At 51.8% G+C, this 21,824-nt stretch carries 19 protein-coding genes; 5 read left to right on the plus strand and 14 right to left on the minus strand.

All coding sequences use genetic code 11. The features are described from left to right. Positions 1–130: 130 nt before the first annotated feature. The 5 genes from phnX to HMPREF9412_RS04620 all read right to left on the minus strand — a co-directional run bounded on the left by phnX (position 131) and on the right by HMPREF9412_RS04620 (position 5,706). A complete protein-coding gene (gene phnX / locus HMPREF9412_RS04600; protein WP_009590201.1) occupies positions 131–949 on the minus strand; it encodes a phosphonoacetaldehyde hydrolase in 819 nt (272 codons plus the stop codon). Continuing rightward, positions 946–2,040: a 2-aminoethylphosphonate--pyruvate transaminase gene (gene phnW, locus HMPREF9412_RS04605; protein ID WP_009590177.1), complete on the minus strand. Its 1,095-nt coding sequence runs from the start codon at positions 2,038–2,040 to the stop codon at positions 946–948. The genes phnX and phnW overlap by 4 nt, the downstream gene beginning before the upstream one ends. 22 nt (positions 2,041–2,062) lie before the next feature. Then, the gene (locus HMPREF9412_RS04610; protein WP_009590160.1) at positions 2,063–3,058 is read right to left on the minus strand and encodes an extracellular solute-binding protein; all 996 of its coding nucleotides are present in this window, start codon (positions 3,056–3,058) and stop codon (positions 2,063–2,065) included. Positions 3,059–3,344: 286 nt separating this feature from the next. Continuing rightward, entirely contained in the window at positions 3,345–4,961 is a 1,617-nt protein-coding gene (locus HMPREF9412_RS04615; RefSeq protein WP_036671289.1) for an ABC transporter permease subunit, read from the minus strand. Continuing rightward, entirely contained in the window at positions 4,954–5,706 is a 753-nt protein-coding gene (locus HMPREF9412_RS04620) for an ABC transporter ATP-binding protein (protein WP_009590194.1), read from the minus strand. The genes HMPREF9412_RS04615 and HMPREF9412_RS04620 overlap by 8 nt, the downstream gene beginning before the upstream one ends. A 251-nt stretch (positions 5,707–5,957) precedes the next feature. Between HMPREF9412_RS04620 and HMPREF9412_RS04625 the strand changes: the two genes are divergently transcribed. Next, entirely contained in the window at positions 5,958–6,722 is a 765-nt protein-coding gene (locus tag HMPREF9412_RS04625) for a DeoR/GlpR family DNA-binding transcription regulator (protein WP_009590150.1), read from the plus strand. Positions 6,723–7,032: 310 nt separating this feature from the next. Beyond that, a complete protein-coding gene (locus HMPREF9412_RS04630; RefSeq protein ID WP_009590162.1) occupies positions 7,033–8,091 on the plus strand; it encodes a hypothetical protein in 1,059 nt (352 codons plus the stop codon). Positions 8,092–8,346: 255 nt separating this feature from the next. Here HMPREF9412_RS04630 and HMPREF9412_RS04635 read toward each other — a convergent pair whose 3' ends face one another. Then, positions 8,347–9,180 carry a GNAT family N-acetyltransferase gene (locus tag HMPREF9412_RS04635; RefSeq protein WP_368072372.1) on the minus strand — a complete coding sequence of 278 codons (834 nt, stop codon included), beginning with the start codon at positions 9,178–9,180 and terminating at the stop codon, positions 8,347–8,349. Between the two features lie 190 nt (positions 9,181–9,370). Here HMPREF9412_RS04635 and HMPREF9412_RS04640 point away from each other — a divergent pair, with 190 nt between their 5' ends. Both HMPREF9412_RS04640 and HMPREF9412_RS04645 read left to right on the plus strand, forming a co-directional pair. Next, positions 9,371–10,489: an ATP-binding protein gene (locus HMPREF9412_RS04640; protein ID WP_009590154.1), complete on the plus strand. Its 1,119-nt coding sequence runs from the start codon at positions 9,371–9,373 to the stop codon at positions 10,487–10,489. 303 nt (positions 10,490–10,792) lie between these two features. Then, a complete protein-coding gene (locus tag HMPREF9412_RS04645) occupies positions 10,793–11,647 on the plus strand; it encodes an alpha/beta fold hydrolase (protein ID WP_009590152.1) in 855 nt (284 codons plus the stop codon). 1,227 nt (positions 11,648–12,874) lie between these two features. On the opposite strand, the gene metG is transcribed toward HMPREF9412_RS04645, so the two are convergent. The 4 genes from metG to HMPREF9412_RS32780 all read right to left on the minus strand — a co-directional run bounded on the left by metG (position 12,875) and on the right by HMPREF9412_RS32780 (position 15,439). After that, positions 12,875–14,515 (minus strand): methionine--tRNA ligase, encoded by a 1,641-nt coding sequence (gene metG / locus HMPREF9412_RS04650; protein WP_009590181.1) that lies wholly within the window; start codon positions 14,513–14,515, stop codon positions 12,875–12,877. Positions 14,516–14,604: 89 nt separating this feature from the next. After that, positions 14,605–14,742, minus strand: a complete 138-nt coding sequence (locus HMPREF9412_RS33770) for a hypothetical protein (protein WP_441295358.1) — start codon at positions 14,740–14,742, stop codon at positions 14,605–14,607. 142 nt (positions 14,743–14,884) lie between these two features. Next, positions 14,885–15,205 carry a sigma factor-like helix-turn-helix DNA-binding protein gene (locus tag HMPREF9412_RS04655; protein ID WP_009590184.1) on the minus strand — a complete coding sequence of 107 codons (321 nt, stop codon included), beginning with the start codon at positions 15,203–15,205 and terminating at the stop codon, positions 14,885–14,887. Between the two features lie 57 nt (positions 15,206–15,262). After that, on the minus strand, positions 15,263–15,439 hold the full coding sequence (locus HMPREF9412_RS32780) for a hypothetical protein (protein ID WP_009590199.1): 177 nt from the start codon (positions 15,437–15,439) through the stop codon (positions 15,263–15,265). Positions 15,440–15,595: 156 nt separating this feature from the next. On the opposite strand from HMPREF9412_RS32780, the gene HMPREF9412_RS04660 reads away from it, so the two are divergent. Continuing rightward, positions 15,596–16,513, plus strand: coding sequence for an ArsR/SmtB family transcription factor (locus tag HMPREF9412_RS04660; protein WP_009590156.1), 918 nt, complete (start codon positions 15,596–15,598; stop codon positions 16,511–16,513). A 204-nt stretch (positions 16,514–16,717) separates the two neighbouring features. Here the strand turns inward: HMPREF9412_RS04660 and HMPREF9412_RS04665 are convergent, their stop codons facing one another. The 4 genes from HMPREF9412_RS04665 to HMPREF9412_RS04680 form a co-directional block, all read right to left on the minus strand. Further along, on the minus strand, positions 16,718–18,064 hold the full coding sequence (locus tag HMPREF9412_RS04665) for a glycoside hydrolase family 30 protein (RefSeq protein ID WP_009590147.1): 1,347 nt from the start codon (positions 18,062–18,064) through the stop codon (positions 16,718–16,720). Positions 18,065–18,175: 111 nt separating this feature from the next. Then, on the minus strand, positions 18,176–19,819 hold the full coding sequence (locus tag HMPREF9412_RS04670) for a sugar ABC transporter substrate-binding protein (RefSeq protein ID WP_009590195.1): 1,644 nt from the start codon (positions 19,817–19,819) through the stop codon (positions 18,176–18,178). Between the two features lie 96 nt (positions 19,820–19,915). Then, positions 19,916–20,800: a carbohydrate ABC transporter permease gene (locus HMPREF9412_RS04675; protein WP_009590180.1), complete on the minus strand. Its 885-nt coding sequence runs from the start codon at positions 20,798–20,800 to the stop codon at positions 19,916–19,918. Between the two features lie 23 nt (positions 20,801–20,823). Beyond that, positions 20,824–21,816, minus strand: coding sequence for an ABC transporter permease (locus tag HMPREF9412_RS04680; RefSeq protein WP_009590171.1), 993 nt, complete (start codon positions 21,814–21,816; stop codon positions 20,824–20,826). Positions 21,817–21,824: the final 8 nt, after the last annotated feature.

The following is a 21,824-nucleotide window of genomic DNA, read 5'->3' on the forward strand; positions in this document are numbered from 1 at the left end:
AGTCCATGTGGACTGCTCTTTTTTAGCGAGGTGAGAGGTACCCTATAGCACCGTTCTCTTTCCTTCAGCGTGCTCGGGTTATATGTTCCCGCAATACTGTACCGGCATATCGATAGGCCTTAATGGTTCCCTAGCGCTGAAACCCCGGTCTTTTTCCCTCAGCCAGCATGCCGTTAATGCTATCGATTAACTGCGGCAGCTCGCTCATCGTCCGGATCGTAAAATCCGCCCCGTTACGGATAAACGTCTCTTCGGTTTTCGAGATCGCGGTTTCCCGGTCCGACTCTGACAGGGCATGGAACTCTTCCAAGCTCAGGCCCATTTCGGAGCTGCCAATAGCAACGCCAACCGACCACACGCCTGCGTTCACGCCTTCTTTCACGTCGGAGACGGTATCGCCCACCTTAACGACTTTCCATGAAGCCGATAATCCAAGAAACTCCATGTTCCGGTAGATCATGTAGGGATAAGGTCTTCCTTGAGAGTGCGTGTCATCCGGCGTGAAATAGACATCCGGGCTGTACCCCTTTTGCCGCGCATTGGCAACCACGACCTCCATCATGCTGCTCGTATAACCGGTCGTGGAACCGATTTTCAAGCCTTGCTCCTTCAGCGCTTCAACCGCCTCAATGACACCCGGAATCGGGTCCGTGTACTCGGATAAAGAGACCATCAAGGCCGGCTCGAATTCCGCATACAGCCGTTCCACATCCTGCTCACCGAAAGCTCTGCCGTACTTCGCCTCCCATAGCGCAGACACTCTCGGCATGGACAGCATGGCACGAATATGGTCGATCTTCAGCATGCCCATCGGCGCTCTCGCTTCCTCCATCGTTACCTCAATACCCGCATTCTTGAAAATATCGACAAACACGTTCACGGGCGCAAAACATCCAAAATCCACGGCCGTTCCGGCCCAGTCCAATATAACGCCTTCGATTCGGTTCATCGTGCCGTCACCCCCATATATTCTTCAATAATCGTACATAATTGCTCGATATCCTGCTCATAGATCTCTCCGATATTCCCGATGCGGAAGGTATCCACGTCGGTCAGCTTGCCCGGGTAAATCACATAACCTCTTTCTTTAATATAAGCGTAAAAATGCTCAAAGCTAAACCCTTCGCTCGGGAATAAAAACGTGGTGATGATCGGGGATTGTTTATCATCGGTGATATATGCCCGGATGCCGATCTGCCCCAATCTCTCCCGCAGCAGGCGATTGTTATTCCGGTAACGGCTGAACCTGGCAGGGACGCCGCCTTCTTCATTCAGCTCATCCAACGCTTTGGAGAAAGCCGCCACGACATGGGTCGGCGAGGTATAACGCCATTTGCCGTCCTTGTCCATGCCCTTCCATTGGTCGTACAGGTCGAGCGACAAGCTCCGTGCTATTCCTTCGCAGACTGCAAGCTTCTCAAGCTTGGCGATCACGAAGCCAAACCCCGGAACGCCTTGAATGCATTTATTCGCGCTGCTGATCAGGTAATCGATACCGAGCCCCTGTACATCGATCTCCATGCCGCCAAAGCTGCTCATCGCATCAATGATGAGGGTTTTTCCATATTCCCTGGACAGCTTCGAGATCATCTCCAGCGGGTTCAGAATGCCGGTGGTCGTCTCGCAATGAACCATCGCGATATGCGTAATCCGCAAATCCTCATGGAGTATGGCCCGCAGCTCATCCTCGCTTGGATGTTCATCGTAATTCACCTTGTACTCCGCGTAATTCAGTCCGATGTACTCCGCCATTTTCACGATCCGCTCGCCGTAGGCACCGTTCGTTACGATCAGTACCTTATCGTCTTTCGAAATGGCGGACGTCATGACGGCTTCGACGGCAAACGTGCCGCTTCCCTGCATCAGCACGGCGGTGTACAGCTCTGGATCCGCTCCGGCCAGTGCCAGGAGCTGCGATCTGATTTTTTGCGTAATCGATTTGTATTCATCATCCCACGTGCAGCGGTCAAAGAGCATTTCCTCTTTTACCGCCTTGGTTGTGGTCAAAGGTCCCGGTGTCAAAAGCTTGTAGGTTTTCATGTCGCATCGCTCCTAAGTCGGCTTATTCTTTGGATCCGTTGAAGAATTGCTGATGCTCTTCCAGCAGCTCCACGGTCAGCGGCTTCTCGAAGGTCATCGAGTATGCAGGCTTGTTGACTTCATCGACGGTCTCCCCTTCGTACAGGGCCACCGGGTAGTTCGCAATCAGATCTTTGCGGGCATCCTTTACGATGGTCTCGGCCATCTTCATCGCTAGATCGGTCGTTGCATTCTTCTTGTCCACGACCGCAACCGATTCGGTCAGCGAGAAGTTTCCTTCGACCGGATCCACGTAGTCAATCGGTGCACCGGCGGCTTTGGCCGCTACCGCCTGATGGCGGAGTCCAAACCCAGCCGCCACTTCGCCCGCCTGCACTTTCTTGATCGGACCGGAGCCCGAGCTCTCCAGATGCGGTCCCACGTTAGCAATCAGGTCATGAAGCACTTTACGTCCCGCATCTTCGCCGTACTGCGTAATAATGGCCTGAACGAGCAGCCAGCCGGTGGAAGAATCCATGATGTTCGGAATCGATACAAGTCCGCTGAATTCCGGTTTGGTCAGGTCCGTGATGGAGGTGGGCATCGTCAATCCTTTGTCCTTCAGCACTTCCGTATTCACGAAGATGGAGCCGGTATTCGCCAGAATCGGCGTGTAATATGCCGGATAAGAACCGGTAGCGCCTGCGTCAAAAGCCAGATCCTTAAACATCGAATGCTTGCTCTGCGAGCTTTCGATGAAGTAGGAGCTCATCGTGACGAGATCGGCCTCGATTTTGTTCCCCTCCGCCATCAATTTGCCCCCAAGTTCGGAGGTGCCCAGGGATTGGACAAGGTACTGTCCTTCATATCCGGCATTCTTCAATGAGGTCTCCATTGCCGCAACGGCTTCTTCATCCCCATTGGTGTAGATGACTACCTTCTTCGCTTCCCCCGCACTGCCGCTGCCGCAGGCGGCCAAAGCAAACACCATACTGACTGCGATCAATGACAGCAGCATTCCCTTCAGCGTCTTCATCATGATTAACTCCACTCCTTGAATTTTTTTATTTAGTAATGATTTAAAAAAATGAATTAGCCTGCGCATTCCGCGTCAGAATGGCTGGTGGCGATTTCGAGCAAGGAGTTGCTCCTCACTTCAAGTGTCAATACCCAGCGGAGAGGACGGAATCGTATTGGAGAAGCGAATGCGTTCGCCTTTGTATTCGGATTTCTACTGCTTAATCATCTCAATCCGAGAAATCCGAAGACAACAGCGATCGGAAGTACGATCCGGCATCGTAGCGGACAAGCGTAATGGGGCACCTTTAGCGATGCGCCGTTCTCCTCTGCCATGCGTCGCACACCAGCTTGATGATCAGATTCGTGAAGAAGATCAGCATCGACAGCACGAAGATCTCATTAAACTTGGCGAAATGCTGCAGCTCTTTGATTTTGCTGGCGACGAGCGACGTCTGGGCCGATACGAGAAAAATGATGCCGCTGATCGTCACCATGGCGTTGATGAAATAGTAGCTGAACATCTCAATGACGGTTGAGGCCGAGTTCGGGAGGACCACCCGATACACGGTCTTGAACCAGCTGTCCCCCAGCAGTTCTCCCGTGGTTTCCCAGGAGGGATTCATCTTGGACAGAGAGTTCTTGGCCATCAGGTACGGCGTCGTAAAGAAATGAACGATGTTGCACAGAACGATAATGATAAAGGTCCCCTTCAGACTGCTCCCGTTAAAGAAGAGCAGGTAGGATATCCCGAGCACCATGCCGGGCACGGTATTGGTTATCATGGATATGATGTCTACCGCGGACCGGGCTTTTAACGATGTACGCACATTGAGCAGCGCGGATAAGTACGCCATCAAGGTACCGAGCAGCGCCGTTAAGAAGGCGACCCAGAGCGAATTGCGATAGACCCCCGTCAAATCACTCGATTGAATCACATCCCGCACATGCTGGAACGTGAAGGTCATGTCATAGGGGTAACTGCTCAGCCAAGGAGCGATGAACATCACCGCAAAAATGGACAGCATGCCCATCACAATGGCCGACGACATCACCCCGAAGGCGATATCCCGAACGCGCTGCCGCGGCAGCTCGATATCCGACAGCTTGTCATAGTGGAAATTCCACTTTTCCAGATAATTCAGCAGCCAGATGCCGAACACGGCCGGAATCAGCATCATTACCGCAATGACAGCGCCTTGATTGAAGTCCGGAATGGAACCCAGCATCACCTGGTACAGCTGCGTCGCCACGACCGGATAGGTACCGCCGACGGAAGCCGGAATCCCAAAATCCGTAAAGCTTAAGATAAAGGACAGCACAAAGGCCCCTCCAAGGGCTCCCGCAAGGGGACGCAAAATCGTATTCATGAAACTTCTCATCGTACCGTCACCCATTAACTTGGATACGATGATGAATTTTTTATCAATGTACTTAAACGCGTTATGGATCAGCAGGAATACCGGCGGCAGCGTGTAAATGACGTAGCCGATGAGCAGCCCGTTCCATCCGTAGATATCGAACAGATTGCGCCCGGCAAGCCGGGTGATCAAGCCCTGGTTACCGAACGAATACATGATGGCGAACCCATAGGTAATCGTCGGGAGCAGCATGGGGACCATGATGACGGTTTTCAGCAGGCCTTTGACGGGCCGGTATATTTTGGTGCAATGAATGGAATACGCGAGTATGAACCCCAGAACGGTCGTGATCACGGCCGTTACGCCCGATACCTTCACGCTGTTGCCGATCGCCACGACGAATTCCCGATTCGCCCCTATGGATGCATAGTGTCCAAGGGTAAATCCCTGATCGGATCCGAAGGAGCGGATCAGCAATATGAGCAGCGGCAGGAACAGAAACACGGCGAACAATAACAGGATAACGGTAAAGATCACCCGCATTTCAGGCTTCGCGCTACGCATACTGTTCACCGAACAGGTTGTAGATGTTCTGCCTTTTGATATGCAGCTGCTTGATAATGAACTGCTTCACAAAATCATTGCTCGGATGATGGACAATCTCCTGAGGCGTGCCGAATTGGGCAATCTGTCCCTGATGGATGATCAGGATTTTGTCCGAGAGCGTCAGCGCCTCTTCCGGGTCATGCGTCACAATGATCGTGGTCAGCTTGAATTCCCTGGCGATCGATTGGATCCGCTGCTTGATCGATTCCTTGATCACGCCGTCCAGCGCACTGAGCGGCTCATCGAGCAGCAGGATTTTCGGTTTCGTGACCAGCGTTCTGGCCAGCGCCACTCTCTGCTTCTGCCCCCCTGACAGTTCGCCGATCCGCTTGTCCAAGTGGGGCTGGAGCTCGAGAAAATCGATATATTCCCGGACCTCCTGCTCGCTCGCGGTTCCCTTCTTATTGCGCAGGCCGTATACGATATTGTCGTAGGCATTCAAGTTGGGGAATAAGGCATAGTCCTGAAACACGATATTAAATCCCCGCTTCTTCATCGGTACGTTGCTCAGATCTTGACCCTGGAACACGATTTTTCCCTGATCCATTCGGGTGAGTCCCAAAATAATATTCAGCAATGTGGTCTTCCCGCTCCCGCTCGGACCAAGCAGCGATACAATCTCGCCCGTGCCGATTTCTACGTTGATGTCATCCAAAACCACTTTATCGTCGAATTGTTTGCAAATATGCGCTAGCTTCAGCAAACGGCTCACCTCCTTAAACACATCCTCAGTATAGAAACCATATGTAAATAAGAATCATGGGAACTGTTAAATGTAAGTAAATTATGCATATATCATTCATAAATCAATACCAACTATTGACCATATTCACTCAAAACAGATGCCTAACTTATGAATAATGTAGGTAACTGTATTGAACATGGCCGTGCGAATCGGTAAACTAGACATGAATACAGGCATCAACCACTAATGCGGATTGAATGGGTGAGCGAATGTTTCCATTGGAGAGGCAAAAGAAAATACTTGAGCTGCTTACGATTCGAAAAGTACTGAAGATCACGGAGCTTACGGAAGAGCTGAACGTCTCCGTGGATACGCTGCGACGGGATTTGAACACCCTGACCAAGCAAGGGCGGATTGAGAAGATCTATGGCGGGGTAAAGCTCGTGGAGTCCCGGTTCGGCGAATCCTCCATGGATGAGCGCATGGTCAGCCAGCTGGAAGAGAAGGACCGGATCGCCCGCAAATGCAGCGAATTCGTTCATGACGGCGACTGCATCTACATCGACAGCGGCTCGACCACGTACCAAATCGCCAAATACGTGAAGCATAAGAAGAAGCTGACGGTGGTTACGAATTCACTTCCGGTTGCGATCGAGCTGATGGACAGCGACGTGGAGCTAATTATGATCGGCGGCAAAATCCGGCGGGAGGAGCAATCCGTCGTCGCGTATGAATACATCTTCAACTTTCATGAGCTGAATGTGCTGAAGGCGTTTATCTGCTGCAGCGGCATCACCATCGAAAAAGGCATCTCCGACTACAACCTGGAAGAAGCCATCACGCGCAAAAAAATGATCGAGCTGTCCAAAGAGGTGATTGTCATGGCGGACAGCACCAAGTTTGGCAAAGACGTTACCATTTCCATCGCTCCGCTCGACAGAATCGATACCATCGTGACGGATGCGAACGTCCATCCAAGCTTCATTCCAACATTCAAGAAGACCAACACAACGCTTATGATTGCAGATGAATAGAATAGAAAAACAAGCCAAAAACGGACAATACCCATCGCAGAACGTCAGCGAGTATGGGAATGTCCGTTTTTTATTTCACACTATCGGAGACCAGTGCTACCTTATATGAGCCTTTTCCAGTATCCTGCACCCATAAGGATTAATCTTCTTTGCATGCATCTCCATCTCTTTATTATGTGGATGACGGACCAAGCCCCCTTTGTAAGCGGTTGTACATTAGAAGGGAAGTCCATATAATGATTAAGGAATGAAAATTAGGATATTTTTGTTATTTTCTGCGACATTATGCAGGTAGAGGAGGAATCTGATTATGAACGTTGGATCAGCACGAGCAGCGGCAACAGATTGGGTCTTGCAGCATGCCAGCAGGGAGCCTGGATTCATGGGTGCCTATTTCAGCGGCTCCACGGTCGGCAAGCCGGACGATGCCCAGATGGCTCCGTCATCAGACATTGACGTCGTTGTAGTCACCGCGGATCCGGAGCCCCCGCTGAAACCGGGGAAGTTTATCTACCAGGATGCCTTGATCGAGGTCACCTATCTGTCCTGGCAGGACCTAGCTTCGCCCGAGCAAGTATTAACGTCCTACCATCTGGCCGGCAGCTTCCGCGTAGACACCCTGATGTCCGACCCGACCGGGCAGCTGCGCAAGCTGCAGACGGACGTCTCGCGGCATTTTGCCGACCGGATCTGGGTCACCCGCCGCTGTGAGAACGTGCGCGAACGTATCATGAACGGTCTCCAATCCATAGATCCTACCGCTCCTTGGCATCGCCAGGTAACCTCGTGGCTGTTTCCTACCGGCGTAACCACCCATATGCTTCTGGTCGCCGCGCTTCGCAACCCCACGGTCAGACTCCGCTATGCGGCAGTTCGCGACGTGCTGAAGGAATATAACCAAGAGGAGGTCTACGAGGAGCTGTTACGTTTGCTGGGCTGTAAAGACCTGACTGCCGAGCAAGCCATGAATCATCTCAACGGACTGGCCCGAACCTTCGATGCTGCTGCTGCGATTGCGAAGACACCCTTTTTCTTCAGCAGTGACATTACGCCGGAGGCAAGACCGATTGCCATTGACGGCAGCCGCGAGCTGATCCTAAACGGAAGCCATCGGGAAGCCGTCTTCTGGATGGTGGCCACCTTCGCCCGCTGCCACAACATCTTGGAGGCTGACGGGACTCCCCAATTTCAAGAACAGTATGCTCCCGCTTTCGATGCGATCCTGGCCGATCTCGGCATAACGTCTACCGATGACCTGCTCCGGATGGCCGAAGAGACCCTCCGTTTCCTGCCGAAGCTGTGGGATGTCACGGTAGGCATTCTGGATGCCAATCCGAATGTTTCCGGGGGCGAAGAATCAACCTCATAACTTTCAATTTCGTATAGAAAAGACCACGCCAGGATTCGTTCCTGGCGTGGTCTTTGTATTGTACATCTTGCGTATTACTCCCTGTGCGTACGTTGCGTGGTCCGAGGCATGCTTCGATGGCTGTTAACCAACATGCTTGTCGCACGCATGGCTGTCGATCCTTTTTAGTGGCTTTCCTGCTCCAGCGGCAGGTAAAACCGGTGCTCCTCTTGGTCTATGGCAAAGCCGACCGACTGATACAGCGATAACGCCGTATCATTGGCTGCCTTTACTTGCAGCTTGACCGTGGCGGACCCATGCGCCTGAAGATAAGATATGGCGCGGCAAAGCAGAATGTTTGGCGATCCCCCGCCGTCTCCACGGTTCCCGCACAAACACATCTTCAATCACGCCATCCCCCTCCTCCTGCCATGCCATGGTACTGCCGACGATCGTATCCCCTTCCAGGACATTCATGGCGATCCAGTTGGAATGCCCCTTATATTCCCGTAATCGTTCGAGACCCAGCGGCGCTTCCGGCCAAATCTCAGCTTCGAGCTTTAAATACTCCACTTCCTCTTCCGCAGACTCGATCCTCCACAATCGATTTTGATAGCGATCATCTAACGGCAAGGCAGGAATAGGCTTCTCCAATGATCGTTTCATGGCATAAAGGTTCTCCAGCGGCTGAAACCCCTTCTTCACCGTAAAAAAAGCGTTATTGGCGCTCTCATGGACATAATTGCCCACGCACAAATACGTCTCGTACGTCTTCGGCAAAGTCCTCATTAAGACAACCGCCCGTTCATACAGGACCTGATACAATTCGTCCAACAGGCCATCATCCCGCTCACGATGCGGAACCACCTTGAGATTCACGTAAATATGATGCTTGCAGTTCGGGGCACATCCCGGCGGAATCACGTTCATGATCCCGACCTGACCCTTAGCTACCATCTTCCCGTCTTCGATAGCGCAAAACACGTTTTCCCAATTCTCCCGGTCACCCACCCACCAGAACAGCGCATTCTCGGCGGATACCGCCTGATATAACTCGCCTAGTAGAGGCATGTCGCCCTGCCTAAAATTACGAATGATTCTTTCGCTCAAATGAATGTCACCAGCCTTTGCGTTCATTGTAAGGCGATCGGAGTGCCACCAACAGAGAAAAAACAACTATAGACAAACAAGCCGCTATTTCAAACAACGATCTCCTTATAATGGGTGTACAATAATGTTATTACGTAATATAATAATTACGTAATAACATAATAAACTAAAGTGAGGTTGATGATTCCACATGACACGTGATCTGACCCAAGAGATGGATGTCTTAAAGAATCAAATGGCGGAGCTGCAGCAGCTTGTTTATCAAGCTCTTATGGAACGAAAACCTGCATCCGCATCAAACCCATACCGCCAAGAAATCGCAACAGCGCCCACCATAAATGAACCCAATCCGGAAGATGGCTCTGTCTTCTACTCCGGGCAAGTGCACCTGAACGGACAAAACATCCGCTGGGAGCCACAGCAACGCCGATTGAATCAATTACTGGACATGAATACCGAGAAAGCGGCCAAAATCCTCGCTGCCCTGGGCAACAAGCAGCGCCTGGATATTTTGAAGGCCGTCATGGCGGAGCCGCTATCGGGTTCGGAGCTGGTGGAACGGTTGAACATGGGAACGACGGGTCAGCTGTATCATCATCTCAAGGCGCTGCTCGGCGCAGACCTGCTCGTCCAGGAGCAGGGGGGCCGCTACGCTCTTCCCCAGCATCGAAGCCTGCCGTTCCTGCTGCTGTTGTCCGCTGCCGGCGATCTGCTCGATGCCAGCGATTACCTGGAGATGTCGGAAACCCGCAACAATGCAGGGATGTACTTCGGGCCCTCGCATGGCTTTGATATTCATCAGCTGCTTTGGGCCGTGGTGGAAAATTCGATTTTGGAGCATACGAGCGGGTATGGCGATCAGATCGGCATTTTTCTGCATGAGGATGGCAGCGTGACGGTGACCGACAACGGAAGGGGCATTCCGGTGCAGGCCCTCCCGAATTCCGATGTCCCCGTTGTGCAGTCGATTCTGACCGATGTCCACCGGTTCAACAACAGCGCGCACTTTCTGGTTCCCGGCGCGGAAAAAGGCATCAGCATTGCCGTGGTCAATGCCCTCTCCAAGCAGCTGTCCGTGGAAATTCGGCGTGACGGGAATATATACCGGCAGGAATACCGGCACGGCATTCCACAGACGGGTCTTTTGACGGTTGGTTTGACTCAAGAGACGGGAACCAGCGTGACGTTCAAGCCCGAGCCGGAATTGTTCAGCTCGGCCTTTGAATTTGACCGCATCCTCGAGCGCAAGGACGCGATTGCCGCGGATTATCCTGCACTTGCCCTGACCCTTCGGAACACCGCTGAATAAGTGGCCTTTCGAAGCGGTCCGAACTTGTATACTTTGCTTTTTTTCAGCAGCGGCAGATATGGTTGGCACCCATCCAAGCATGCCCCGGACCACGTGCCGTGCGCACAGGGAGCAGTTTTGTACGATGTACGAAAGCCTGGTATCTGTTACACCGAGTACCTGTGCTCCTATGCTATACTGAGCTTGAACGAACGCTAATCGAGGTGATTTAGAATGCTGGAACGTTCTATGGAGAATGTAATGGAATCCGAACAGGAAAGGGGCTGGTGCGATTAAAAATTATACGAAACGAGGACGATACAAATGAATACACGAAAAACGATAATGAGCGAAGGTTTTGCATTGAATGTTTCCATTCGCGGAAACGGCAAGCCCATATTGGTGGTGGGAAGCAGCGTTTACTACCCCCGCTTGTTTTCGGAGCAGCTATATATGTCATTTCAATTGATTTTCCTGGACCATCGAGGCTTTGTGGAGCCTCCTCGGACACTAGAACCCGAAGACTATACGCTGAATAAGGTTCTGGATGATATCGAAAGGGCAAGACAAGCGCTGGGACTGGAGGATTTTATCATATTGGGGCATTCGGGACACGCCTTTATGGCGCTGGCGTATGCCCAAACCTATCCGGAACATGTCCGCAAGGTGATCCTGCTGAATACGGCACCCTCCAATAGTTCGGAGCGGCAGCAGCAGAGCATCGCTTTTTTCAATGAGACGGCAAGCCCTGAGCGGAAACGGCAGTTCGAAGTGGATATCGCCCTGCTGGAGGAGGATATCCGAAGGGAGCCTGAACGGCGGTTTGCTCATATGTGCATTCGGATGGGGGCCCACAGCTTTTATGATTATGCCTATGATACGGCTTGGATGTGGGATGGGGTCTTCACCAGCATGCCCGTCTTGGATCATTTATGGGGAGAAGCCTTCGCGCGGCTGAATCTGATCGATTGCCTGGAAGAGGTCAATATCCCCGTCTTCATCGGTCTTGGACGGTACGACTATTTGGTCGGCCCCGTGTCGCTATGGGATGCCGTAGACGGCTCGCAAGCAAACGTGAGAAAGGTCGTTTTTGAGCAAAGCGGCCATAATCCGATGTTCGAGGAGCCTGAGCTTTTTAACGCCGTCTTGACGAATTGGATTCACGAAACGGATCGCTGATCTTGTAAAAGCTTAAATGAAGAGGAGCCCGCAGCATTCCCGCTAGGCTCCTTTTTGTATCCGCCAGTGCTTCAAGCGGCGTACTCTCGCTTCATAAGGCTTCAAAGAAGCATCCTCCGATGCTCTACTCGCTCAAAGTCGCTCTTTTTGGGGTCGACTAGTGATTGCCTGGGGCCGCTAGTCGGCACTTCGATGCGGACATAGGCTTAGGATCCGCTATTTGCTGATATTCGGTCCTTTTTTGGGGTCGATCCGTGGACACTAGTTCCCCTATTTGCTGATTTTTGGGCGGCTTTTGGAACCAACAAGGACTTAAACCTGATTGTCAGATGGGATGTGCATCAGTCTGCGATCAGGTCTTCTTAGAATCCTTTTGGCAGAAACCACTCTGTTTTTGAATCTATGCGGACACTGGTTCCGCTATTTACTGATATTCGGGCCTCTTTTGGGCCAATGCGGACATAGGATCCGTTAATGCAGCTTTTACACGGTTGGATCCCAGTAAATTTTGAATATAGCGGATCTCCTGTCCTCAAACCACTGCAATATGGCTAAAAACATAGAAATAACGGAACCATTGTCCTCCAAACGTCACAAATCCAGCCCCATCCAAACCGCAAACCTTCAACACTCACGCGACGTTGCTTCATCAATTTTCGCCCATGTCGAAGCTCCTCTAGTACTTTGTTCCATCGTCCCTCGACTCATGTTACTTTGCTTCCTCGACCCCCTGCTCTTGTTACTTTGCTTCACCTATCCTTAACCCTTGTTACTTTGTTTCATCGATCCCCAACTCTTGATACTCTGCTTCACCGTTCCTCGACTCATGTTACTTCGCTTCCTCATCCCCGACCTTGTTACTTTGCTTCACCGATCCTCGACTCTTGATACTCTGCTCCAACAATCCCCGACTCTCGATACTTTGTTTCCTTGCTCCCCACCCTTGATACTTCGCTTCCTCGACCCCCTGCTCTTGTTACTTTGCTCCCTCGATCCTCGACTCACATACTCTGCTTTCTCATTCCTCGACTCTTGATACTTTGATTCCTGGGTATCCCCGACTAGTGATACTTTGCTTCCTGACTCCCCAACTCTCGATCCCTAGCCCCCTTGATCTCTACCCACCTCACAGGGTCCTGGCACGAATACGAATTTCATCATGACAGCGATAGCTCCCACCCTCCTGCTGGGTCTGACCCTATTGGTGGGCAGCCGTGAGTTCCCCCATTAAAGGGACAGCTCCCCCAGCCGACGGCTCTCCTCCTCAATCCGGCTTGGATCGATCCGCTCAAACAACAGCTCCACCCCATGAATCGGCCTGCCGGCCGGAACGTGGCACCACTTCCACGCAGGCGGCTCCAGCGAGAGAAAGTCGCGGATCCTATCGCAAGAGAACGGAATGAACGGCTGCAGCAGGTTCGCCAGATTGGCCATAATCAGAATGCAGGTGTACAGCGTGGTCCCGCAGGCGGCCCGATCCTCCTTGACCTGAATCCACGGCTTCCGTTCATCGAAATATTTGTTCGCCTGGCGTACCACGCTGAAAATCAACTCCAACGCTTCTTTCAGTCGCCCCTCCTCAATAAGCGCCCCGGCCTGCTGATACAATGCCTCCAACCGGCCCTGCCACTCATCGGATATGCTACCCTCAGGCACTTTCCCGTCAAACGATTTGTTCGCAAACACCAAAGTCCGGTTGACCAAATTCCCGAACGCTCCAAGCAGCTCGCCGTTATGGCTGTGAATGAACTCCCTCCAGGAGAAATCCGCATCCCGCTTCTCGGGACCGTTCGCAATAAGGAAATACCGAATCGAGTCCGGCTGATAGCGGCGTAACAAATCCGGCACCCATATCGCCCAATTGCGACTGGTTGAGAATTTCTTCCCTTCCAGCGTCATGTACTCGCAAGAAATGATCCGATCCGGCTGATGCAGATCCCCGGCCCCCTTCAGCAGCGCGGGCCAAATCAACGTATGAAACGGAATATTGTCCTTCCCATGAACATAGTAAGCGGTCACCTCGCCCTGCCCCTTGCGCCAAAAGGGCTCCCAATCGCCGCCCGTCTCCGCGGCCCACTGCTTGCTGGCGGACAAGTAGCCGCTGACCGCTTCAATCCAAACATAGATTTTCTTATCCTCAAAGCCCGGAACCGGGACGTCCACGCCCCAGGTCAGATCCCGCGTAGCCGCCCGGTCCTGAAGCCCTTCCTCCAAGTATCTTCGGGTCATGTGCACCGCATTATCCCGCCAGCCTTGGGCGTGACTCAAATCATCCGCCAGCTCAGCTTGGAAATGCGACAGCGCTACATAAAAATGCTCGGTGGGCCGCTCCACCGGCGGGTTCCCGCACATTTTGCAGGTCCTGTTCGTCAGATCGGAAGGATCAAGCATCGTGGAACAGGCGTCGCACTGATCCCCGCGGGCCCTGCTCCCGCATACGGGGCAATCTCCTTCCACATAACGATCCGGCAGAAACCGCCGATCGGTTTCGCAATACGTTTGCAGCACGGTTTTACGGTACAGATGACCGTTGTCCAGCAGCTTCAGGAACAGCTCTTGTACTACGCCATGGTGAAACGCCTGATCGGTTCGCGTATATAAATCGTAAGAGAAACCCAGCTGTGCAAAGCACTCCGCGAACTCCGCATGATACCGATCGGCAATATCCCCTGGCGTTACGCCCTCTTGGATCGCTTGCACCGCCACCGGCGTGCCGTGGCAATCGCTGCCCGATACATACAAGACGTGATCTCCCTTCGCGCGGAAATAACGTGCCAACACATCGCCCGGCAGGAGGCTGGCAAGCCTCCCCAAATGTAAAGACCCGTTGGCATATGGCCAGGCACCGCCGATAAAAATATTCGTCATATCGTTCATCCTCCTTTTTTTATGGACAACAAAAAAAGCCCTCATCCCAAAGGGACGAGAGCTTATGGCTCACGTGGTACCACCCAATTTCATTCATGCCTTGCGGCATTCACCTCTTCGGGTACGACGCCCATATATCGCGTGTATACCCTAGCACGGTAACGGGTGCGGGTTCCGGCACAGCCTACAACCCCATGCAGGGTTTCGGTGCACAGCTCAGAGACCATATTCCCGAGGCTCCTTCTTTACCCCTTTTCACCTGCCGGGGCTCTCTGTTCAAAGACGCTGCCAAGGTACTCTTTCTCTTCATTGCTTTTGTCTCACGTTATTCAAGTTACTGGAAATCATACTCGATCTTCACGGAAGAAGTCAAGAGGACGAATAAGCAGCTTTTCTTGCCCTTTCCCGGCCGTCCCGTATCACGCCCAGCTTCTTGCCCAGCATCATTTTAAGCTTCTTGCGGGCTCTGCTCATGCGGTTCCGGACATTTTCGGGCTCAATCTGCAGCACCTCCGCAATTTCCAAGGTGTTGAAATCCTCGTAATAGTACAAATACATCGGTTGTCTTAAGGTTTCGGGCAGCATGAGCACGGCAGACAACAGCTCGTCATGGTTTCCCTCGTTATTCATTATCGATTCAGGCACCTGTACGGCGCACTCGCTTAAACGATTCTCAGCCAAAAGGTCCATTCATTTTCAGCTCCTTTTTTCCGTAGATGGATATGAATCGGTTCTTCCATGTTCCCGTTAGTTCAAATTTCGGGCTCTTTTCTTGGCCGGCTGAAATGGCCGTCTCTTCACTGGGAAGAAGCGTGCCAACAAACGTACCCGATCATGCGTATATTTCCAGGACTCTCCGGCCTCTCGATCCAACTCCACCTGCTGCTGCTTGATGAGAGATTCCACAACGAACCAATTGGTCATATCCAGTCACTCCTCTTCCTCCGCACAATAGTTCATATTTTTTTGAACTAATTATTTAAGTTCAATTATATATGAACTTTATGAAAGTTCAATATTTATTTTCCCTAAGATGTGGTAACATGAGACTGGAATGATAAGTACCGGAGGAGAATGCTCATGACCTTTATCAGAGTTGACTATTCGCCTGTTCACGAGCTGATCACCAGCTTGTTCGCATATACGGATAATAAAAATCAAATGCATGATCTGGGGAGTAAATGGAGGAAAGAGATTCAGAAGAATCTGCCCGTTTGGTTTACGGATAAGCTGGAAGGACTGGACCTGTGCGAAACCATTGCTTATCTGCACCTGGTCATCGCAGACAGCCCGGAGAAAGACAATGTGGAGCGCTTTCTTGCCTGGTTCGCCGATTTAGGAGAAGGCCATTTGTACGAACTCCTGGCGCCTTATCTGGAAGATGGATTTCCGATGGGACTAAAAACCTTTCGGGAGCTGAGTCATGAAATCATGTCGGAGTGGCATCGGGCCTATCCCATCACGCCGGAAATTCACGAGCTGTTAGGGCGTTCCGCCGCCCGCATGGAGCTGCTGAGCCGGGAGCTTCCCTACATTGATTTGATCGATGAGGCAACAAGCGGGATCGTGCTCGATCCCGAAGACGAATATAACGCCATTCTGCTCATTCCCACCTATCACATCAAGCCGTTAAACCGGATGGACTACGTGAGCAACCGACAGCTCATTATCAGTTATGCCGTAGACGATGAGCAGCTGGACGAAGATACGCCGACCCATCAGCTGCTGCGCATGACCAAGGGATTAGCAGACGAGAAGAGGCTCGTGCTGCTGCACATTCTCGCTGACGGTCCTGTCACGTTTACGGAATTACAGCAGAAGACCGGACTTTCCAAGAGCAACCTGCACTATCATTTGTCCCTGCTTAAAACCGCGGGCCTTCTGCGCATGCACTTCAAAATGCCGAATGAACGATATAAATACAGCGCGAGGCCCGAATCTTTCACTCAGCTGAAGGCTTTCCTGGAGTCTTACGTGTTCGGTCTGACAAAAGAATAAGCGCTGCGTAGTCCCCCACCGAATTCGGGAGCACAGCGATAGTCATGTAAGAATAGGATGCAATTGTCTTGCGAGATCAGGGCCACAAGCTGATCTCTAACGAAAACAGAAAAAAGCCTGGAACCATCGTTCCAGGCTTTTTATCATCCAGTTATAAAGGTCGCAACTTTCAAGCAGTTGCTGTTATGACGCTGCAGCCTCCAATCAGTTGCTCTCCATCTTGACTGTCAGCGCACTCTTCGCCGGCATTTCCAGCTGCAACGCCTCTTCTCCGCGCAGCTGGATCGCCACGCTCTCCGAAGCCTCGCTGTCGTTGAACAACACGACGGCAATCGAGCCGTCCGTGTTCTTGAAGGCTACCGAACGGATGGACTCATGGCTGGTAGATGCCACGCGCCGTGCTTTGGGACGGATCACCTTGCTAAAGTGTGCCAGCGCGTAGTAATCCAGCGTATAGGTAAGCTCCTTCGTCTGCTGATTCACCGTCACGATGCCGCGGCAGGTGCTTTTGCCAAAGCCCGGCACGGTAGGTCCGTTCTTCTCGTCCAGCGCCATATTCCATAGCACATAAGATTTACTGTGATTGCGAAGAATCTCGATTCCGGTTCGCATCACATTGGAGAAGGCTTGCTCAAACGGCGGAATCCACTCCCCGCCCGATCCTTCCGTAAAATGAACCTCTTTCCCCGGGAATGCCTCGAAGACTTCGGATTGGGCCGACGGTTTACCGCCGTACCAGTGCCAGGCAACCCCATCCACAGCGTCGGCCGCTTGCTCAAAGACGGTCAACGGATAGTCGGGCTTGTCCCAGTTATGGTCATAACAGAGTATTTTCGTACCGATGCCGTTCTTTACGAATTGCGGCTTCAGATGGTTCTTGATAAAATCGCTCTGCGCTTCGGGCAGCATGATCATGCCAGGATAATGACCAGGCGAGTATAATGCCTCATTTTGCGGTGTAATTGCATAGATTGGCAGCCCGTTGGCTTCATACCCCTGGATATAACGTACAAAATAATCAGCATACACCGAATAGTATTCCGGCTTCAGCTCTCCGCCGATCATCGACCCGCTCGTCTTCATCCAGCCGGGCGGACTCCACGGGGAACCCATCAGCTTCACGTCCGGATTCAATCTCGCCGCTTCCTGCAGAAGAGGAATGATATCTTCCTCGTCATGCGCAATGGAGAACTGCTCCAGCTCTACATCCGTCTGGCCCTCAGGCATATCATTGTAGCTGTAGAAGTCACGCGCGTAATCCGATGCCCCCATCGGCTGGCGGAGTACGGATAACCCGATCCCTTCGTTTGGATCGAACAGCTGGGTCATGAGCTCGGAACGCTGCTTCGTCTCCAGCACCTGATGGATCAGATAAGCAGCGGAGTCCGTGAAGGACGCGCCGAAGCCGTCCATCTCCTGAAACGTCTGCTCCTCATCGATGACAACCGAATGCTTCGCTGCACCCGTAGTTACGGGCGTCAGCTGCGCCTTGTCTTTCTTCACGAATAATTCTTCTTCACCGTTTGACTGGTAGATGGTGATGTTCAGCATGTTGTTTCCCTCCAGGTTTCTTGTGTCTTCCTACCCATGGCTTACCGAAGATAACTTGGAAAGAGCCCCTCTCCTGTCAAGAAAGGGGCCCTTCCATCCATTAACGCAAACTTATTTCAGCCCCAGCTTCTCTTTGTTCGCTTTCATCTTCTCGTTGCGGACTTCGACGATTTTATCCCAGTTGTTATCGTCCAGGAACTTTTTATATTCGTTCAAGAGGCTATCGAAGGCTGCGTCGTCCTTCGAGCGAATCATGCTGACGAGCGTGGAGTTCCATTTCGTATTGATGGCCGTCAGGGAGCGCGCTTCCGGCGTGCCCTGATCCGGGTTGATATTCTCCAAAATAAAGTGCGGCGTCAGCTTGCCTTTGCCCCATTCCTGCATTTGCTTGATCGCATCCGGGAACGCATCCCCGCTCAGGGCCTTGTGGCGGTCATGTCCGAAGAACATGAATTCGCCCATGCGGTAGTCCTTCTTGAACGTATCCGGATTGTTCAGCTGAAGCTCCTTCACGTCCGGCAGGAATTCCACCGTGCCGTCTGCGTTCACTTGGTAAGTCTCGCCTTCGATGCCATAGTTCATCAGCATTTGTCCTTCTTCGCTTAACAGGTACGTGAAGAGCTGAATGGATTTGGCAGGGTCTGCATTCTCTTTCGTGATAAAGCTGATCATCCAGCCCGTAATACCGGATTGGTTCAGGGTCGGCGCATGTCCGACCGTGCTTTGCGGTCCGTCAATTGCGATGTACTCTTTGCCTTTGTTGTTGCTGTAGAAGCTCTGCAGGTTTCCGCCCTGCTGCGGCGTGCCGTCCAGCATGATCGTTGCGTATTTGCCCGCCTTCACCTTCTCTTCAAAAGCCGTTCCGTCATCGGCAAAGCTGTCATCGCTGATCGCGCCGTCACGGTATACGGTATTGAACGCCTTCACCCAAGTCAGATAGTCTTCATCCAGGTTCCGGTTATAGAAGCCGCCGTTCTCGTCTTCCAGCGGCACGCCGATGAAATCCTGCAGCACGTCGCCGAGCGAGCCCGTACCTTCGCCGATGGAATTGAAGCCCAGTGGAATCAGGGCAGGGAACTGCTTCTTGATATCCGCGAGAGCAGCCCGGAACTCCTCAGGCGTTCCCATCGCAGGCTTGCCGATAGCCTCGTACACGTCCTTGCGGATGATAAATGCCGTTTTGGCAGGAATGTTGCCGCTGTCATAGTCTTCCTGCGTATTGGAATAATTCGGGTATCCGTACGTTTTGCCGTCCTTCAATTGGAACCAGTTGAGGGTATCCTGCGCCGCTACCTTATTGAAGTAAGGGTCATATTTCTCAGCCAGATCGTTCAGCGGCAGCGCCCATGTCGCCGCTTTCTGCACGACCGGGGAGTTCGAGTCAAACGTTGTAATCAAATCCGGCATATCCCCGCCGGCAAAAAACGTATTCAATTTGGTATCGTCGCCCGTAATGAATTTGATATTGATATTCAGGTCTTCCTTAATCTTCTTGGTGACAACGTCCTTGCCGAAATCCGTGTTCCACCAGTCTGCATTCACGTACCAAGTCAGCTCGGTGGTCTCTTCTTTTTTGTCCAGCTGCCAAGCCGGCTTTTCCGGATCCGGTGTATACCGGTCCTCGATCGAAATCCAATTCTCCTTCTTGGAGCCGGCCCCCCCCGATTCGCCGCAGCCGCTCACAACCAGCACAACGGCCATCAATGCCGTAAGCAGCGTAAGTCCTCTCTTACCCATAGCTTTGTTCATCAACATCCTGTAACCCTCCCTTTTAATAAAAGCGCTTTCTCAATAGCTCCTTGTCTTTACAGGCTTGCTTCTGTTCCACTCCCTTAAAGAGCTGCAGCTTCGCTACTCTTTAACAGCCCCGAGCATCATGCCGGAGATAAAATATCTCTGTAATATTGGATACATCACAACAATCGGCAGCGTCGTCACGACAATTGTTGCTAGTTGGACCCCTTTGGTCGTCGTCTGAATCGCGACCGAACCGATATTTTGCATCGATTGGGTCTGGGACTGCACAATAATCTCATACAGCATCATCTGTAACGGATACAGCGACTGATCCGTGATATACAATTTGGTGGTCATAAAATCGTTCCATTGCCCGACTCCGTTAAACAGGGCAATCGTCGCCATAGCCGGCATGGAAAGAGGAATGAAGATGCTGAGGAATATTCTCCAGTCGCCCCCGCCGTCGATCTTCGCCGACTCTTCCAGCGAATCCGGCACGTTGCGGAAGAAGTTCATCAGAATGATAACGTCGTAAAAACTTAACAGAGCCGGGATGATATAAACCCAGAAGCTGTTTAGCAGCCCCAAGTCTTTGATCAACAAGTACGTCGGAATCATGCCGCCCGAGAAAAACATGGTAACGACACCCATCGCCACGTAGAACTTGCGGCCGCGGACGTATTTTTTACTTAAGCCGTATCCCACCATCGCACAGAAGAACACGTGCGTGATGACCCCGATCACGGTTTTGGCCACCGAGATGAAGAAGGCATTCCATATGCTGGCATCCCTGAACACGGCCTGATAATTCTCAAGCGAGAACTCGGTAGGCCAGAAGATGAACCCACCCTCGGCAAGGGACCTGCCCGAGCTGAAGGATGAGACGACGACGTTCCATAACGGAACGACGATGATGATCGTAAACGTAACCAGTAAAATGATGTTGATCGTATCAAAGATCCGGCTGTCGAGATCTCCTTTTGCTGCTTTTAAATTCACCGTTATACCCCCTTCTGCATGACCTATAGAACGGATTGATTATCGTTTAATTTACTGGTCACCTTATTCGCCGTAACGAGCAGAATGACGGAGATGATGGATACGCCCAAACCAACGGCTGTGGCATAAGAGAAATCTCCCTGCGTCATACCCATCCGGTACACGTACGAGTTAATGACTTCGGCCTTTTCCCGGTTCTGCGAATTCATGAGCACTAAGGTTTGATCCAGATTCGATCCCAATAAACCGCTTACAGTCAGGATCAAATTCAAGCTGATAATCATCTTCATGTTCGGCAGGGTGATGTTCCAGATTTGTCTCAAGCGGCTGGCCCCGTCGATTCTTGCAGCCTCGTAGTAGGTAGGATCGATCTTGGCCATGATCGCCAGGTACAGAATCGTTCCCCAGCCGGCCTCTTTCCAAATATCCGACAGCGTTGCAATCCACCAATACTTGCTTGGATCAAGCAAAATGTTTTGCGGCTGCGAGATCAGCCCCAGAGCAAGCAAGATTTCGTTGAACAGGCCGGATGTCGAGAACCAAGTAATGAGCATGCCGCCCAATACGATCCAGGACAAGAAGTGGGGCAGGTACGAGACGGTTTGGACGAATTTTTTGAAGCGCCCCATGCCAACCTCGTAAATCATAATGGCCAGAATAATCGGAATGACAAAGCCGATCGCCAGTTTCAAGAAGCTGATGCCCAGCGTGTTGACGACGGAGTCCCAGAAATACTTGTCCGACATAATGATCTTGAAATTGTCCAGGCCAACCCACGGCGCGGAATCCAGCGTATCGATAACGGTGTAATTTTTAAACGCAATCGTCAAACCGTAAATCGGTATGTAGCAGAAGATGAACATGAAGATGACGCCGGGAATGATCATCGATTGAAGCTCCCATTGCCGCTTGTAATCAATAAAGAATTCCTTGATCCTCTGCCCCATCGGCTTCTTCCCGGTGGGTTGAACCGCTCCCTTTCCGGTTGACTGAACTGCTGCAGCTGTTTTGCTCACCTGCTTAA

The sequence above is a fragment of the Paenibacillus sp. HGF5 genome (assembly GCF_000204455.1).
Taxonomy (GTDB): Bacteria; Bacillota; Bacilli; order Paenibacillales; family Paenibacillaceae; genus Paenibacillus_AQ; species Paenibacillus_AQ lautus_A.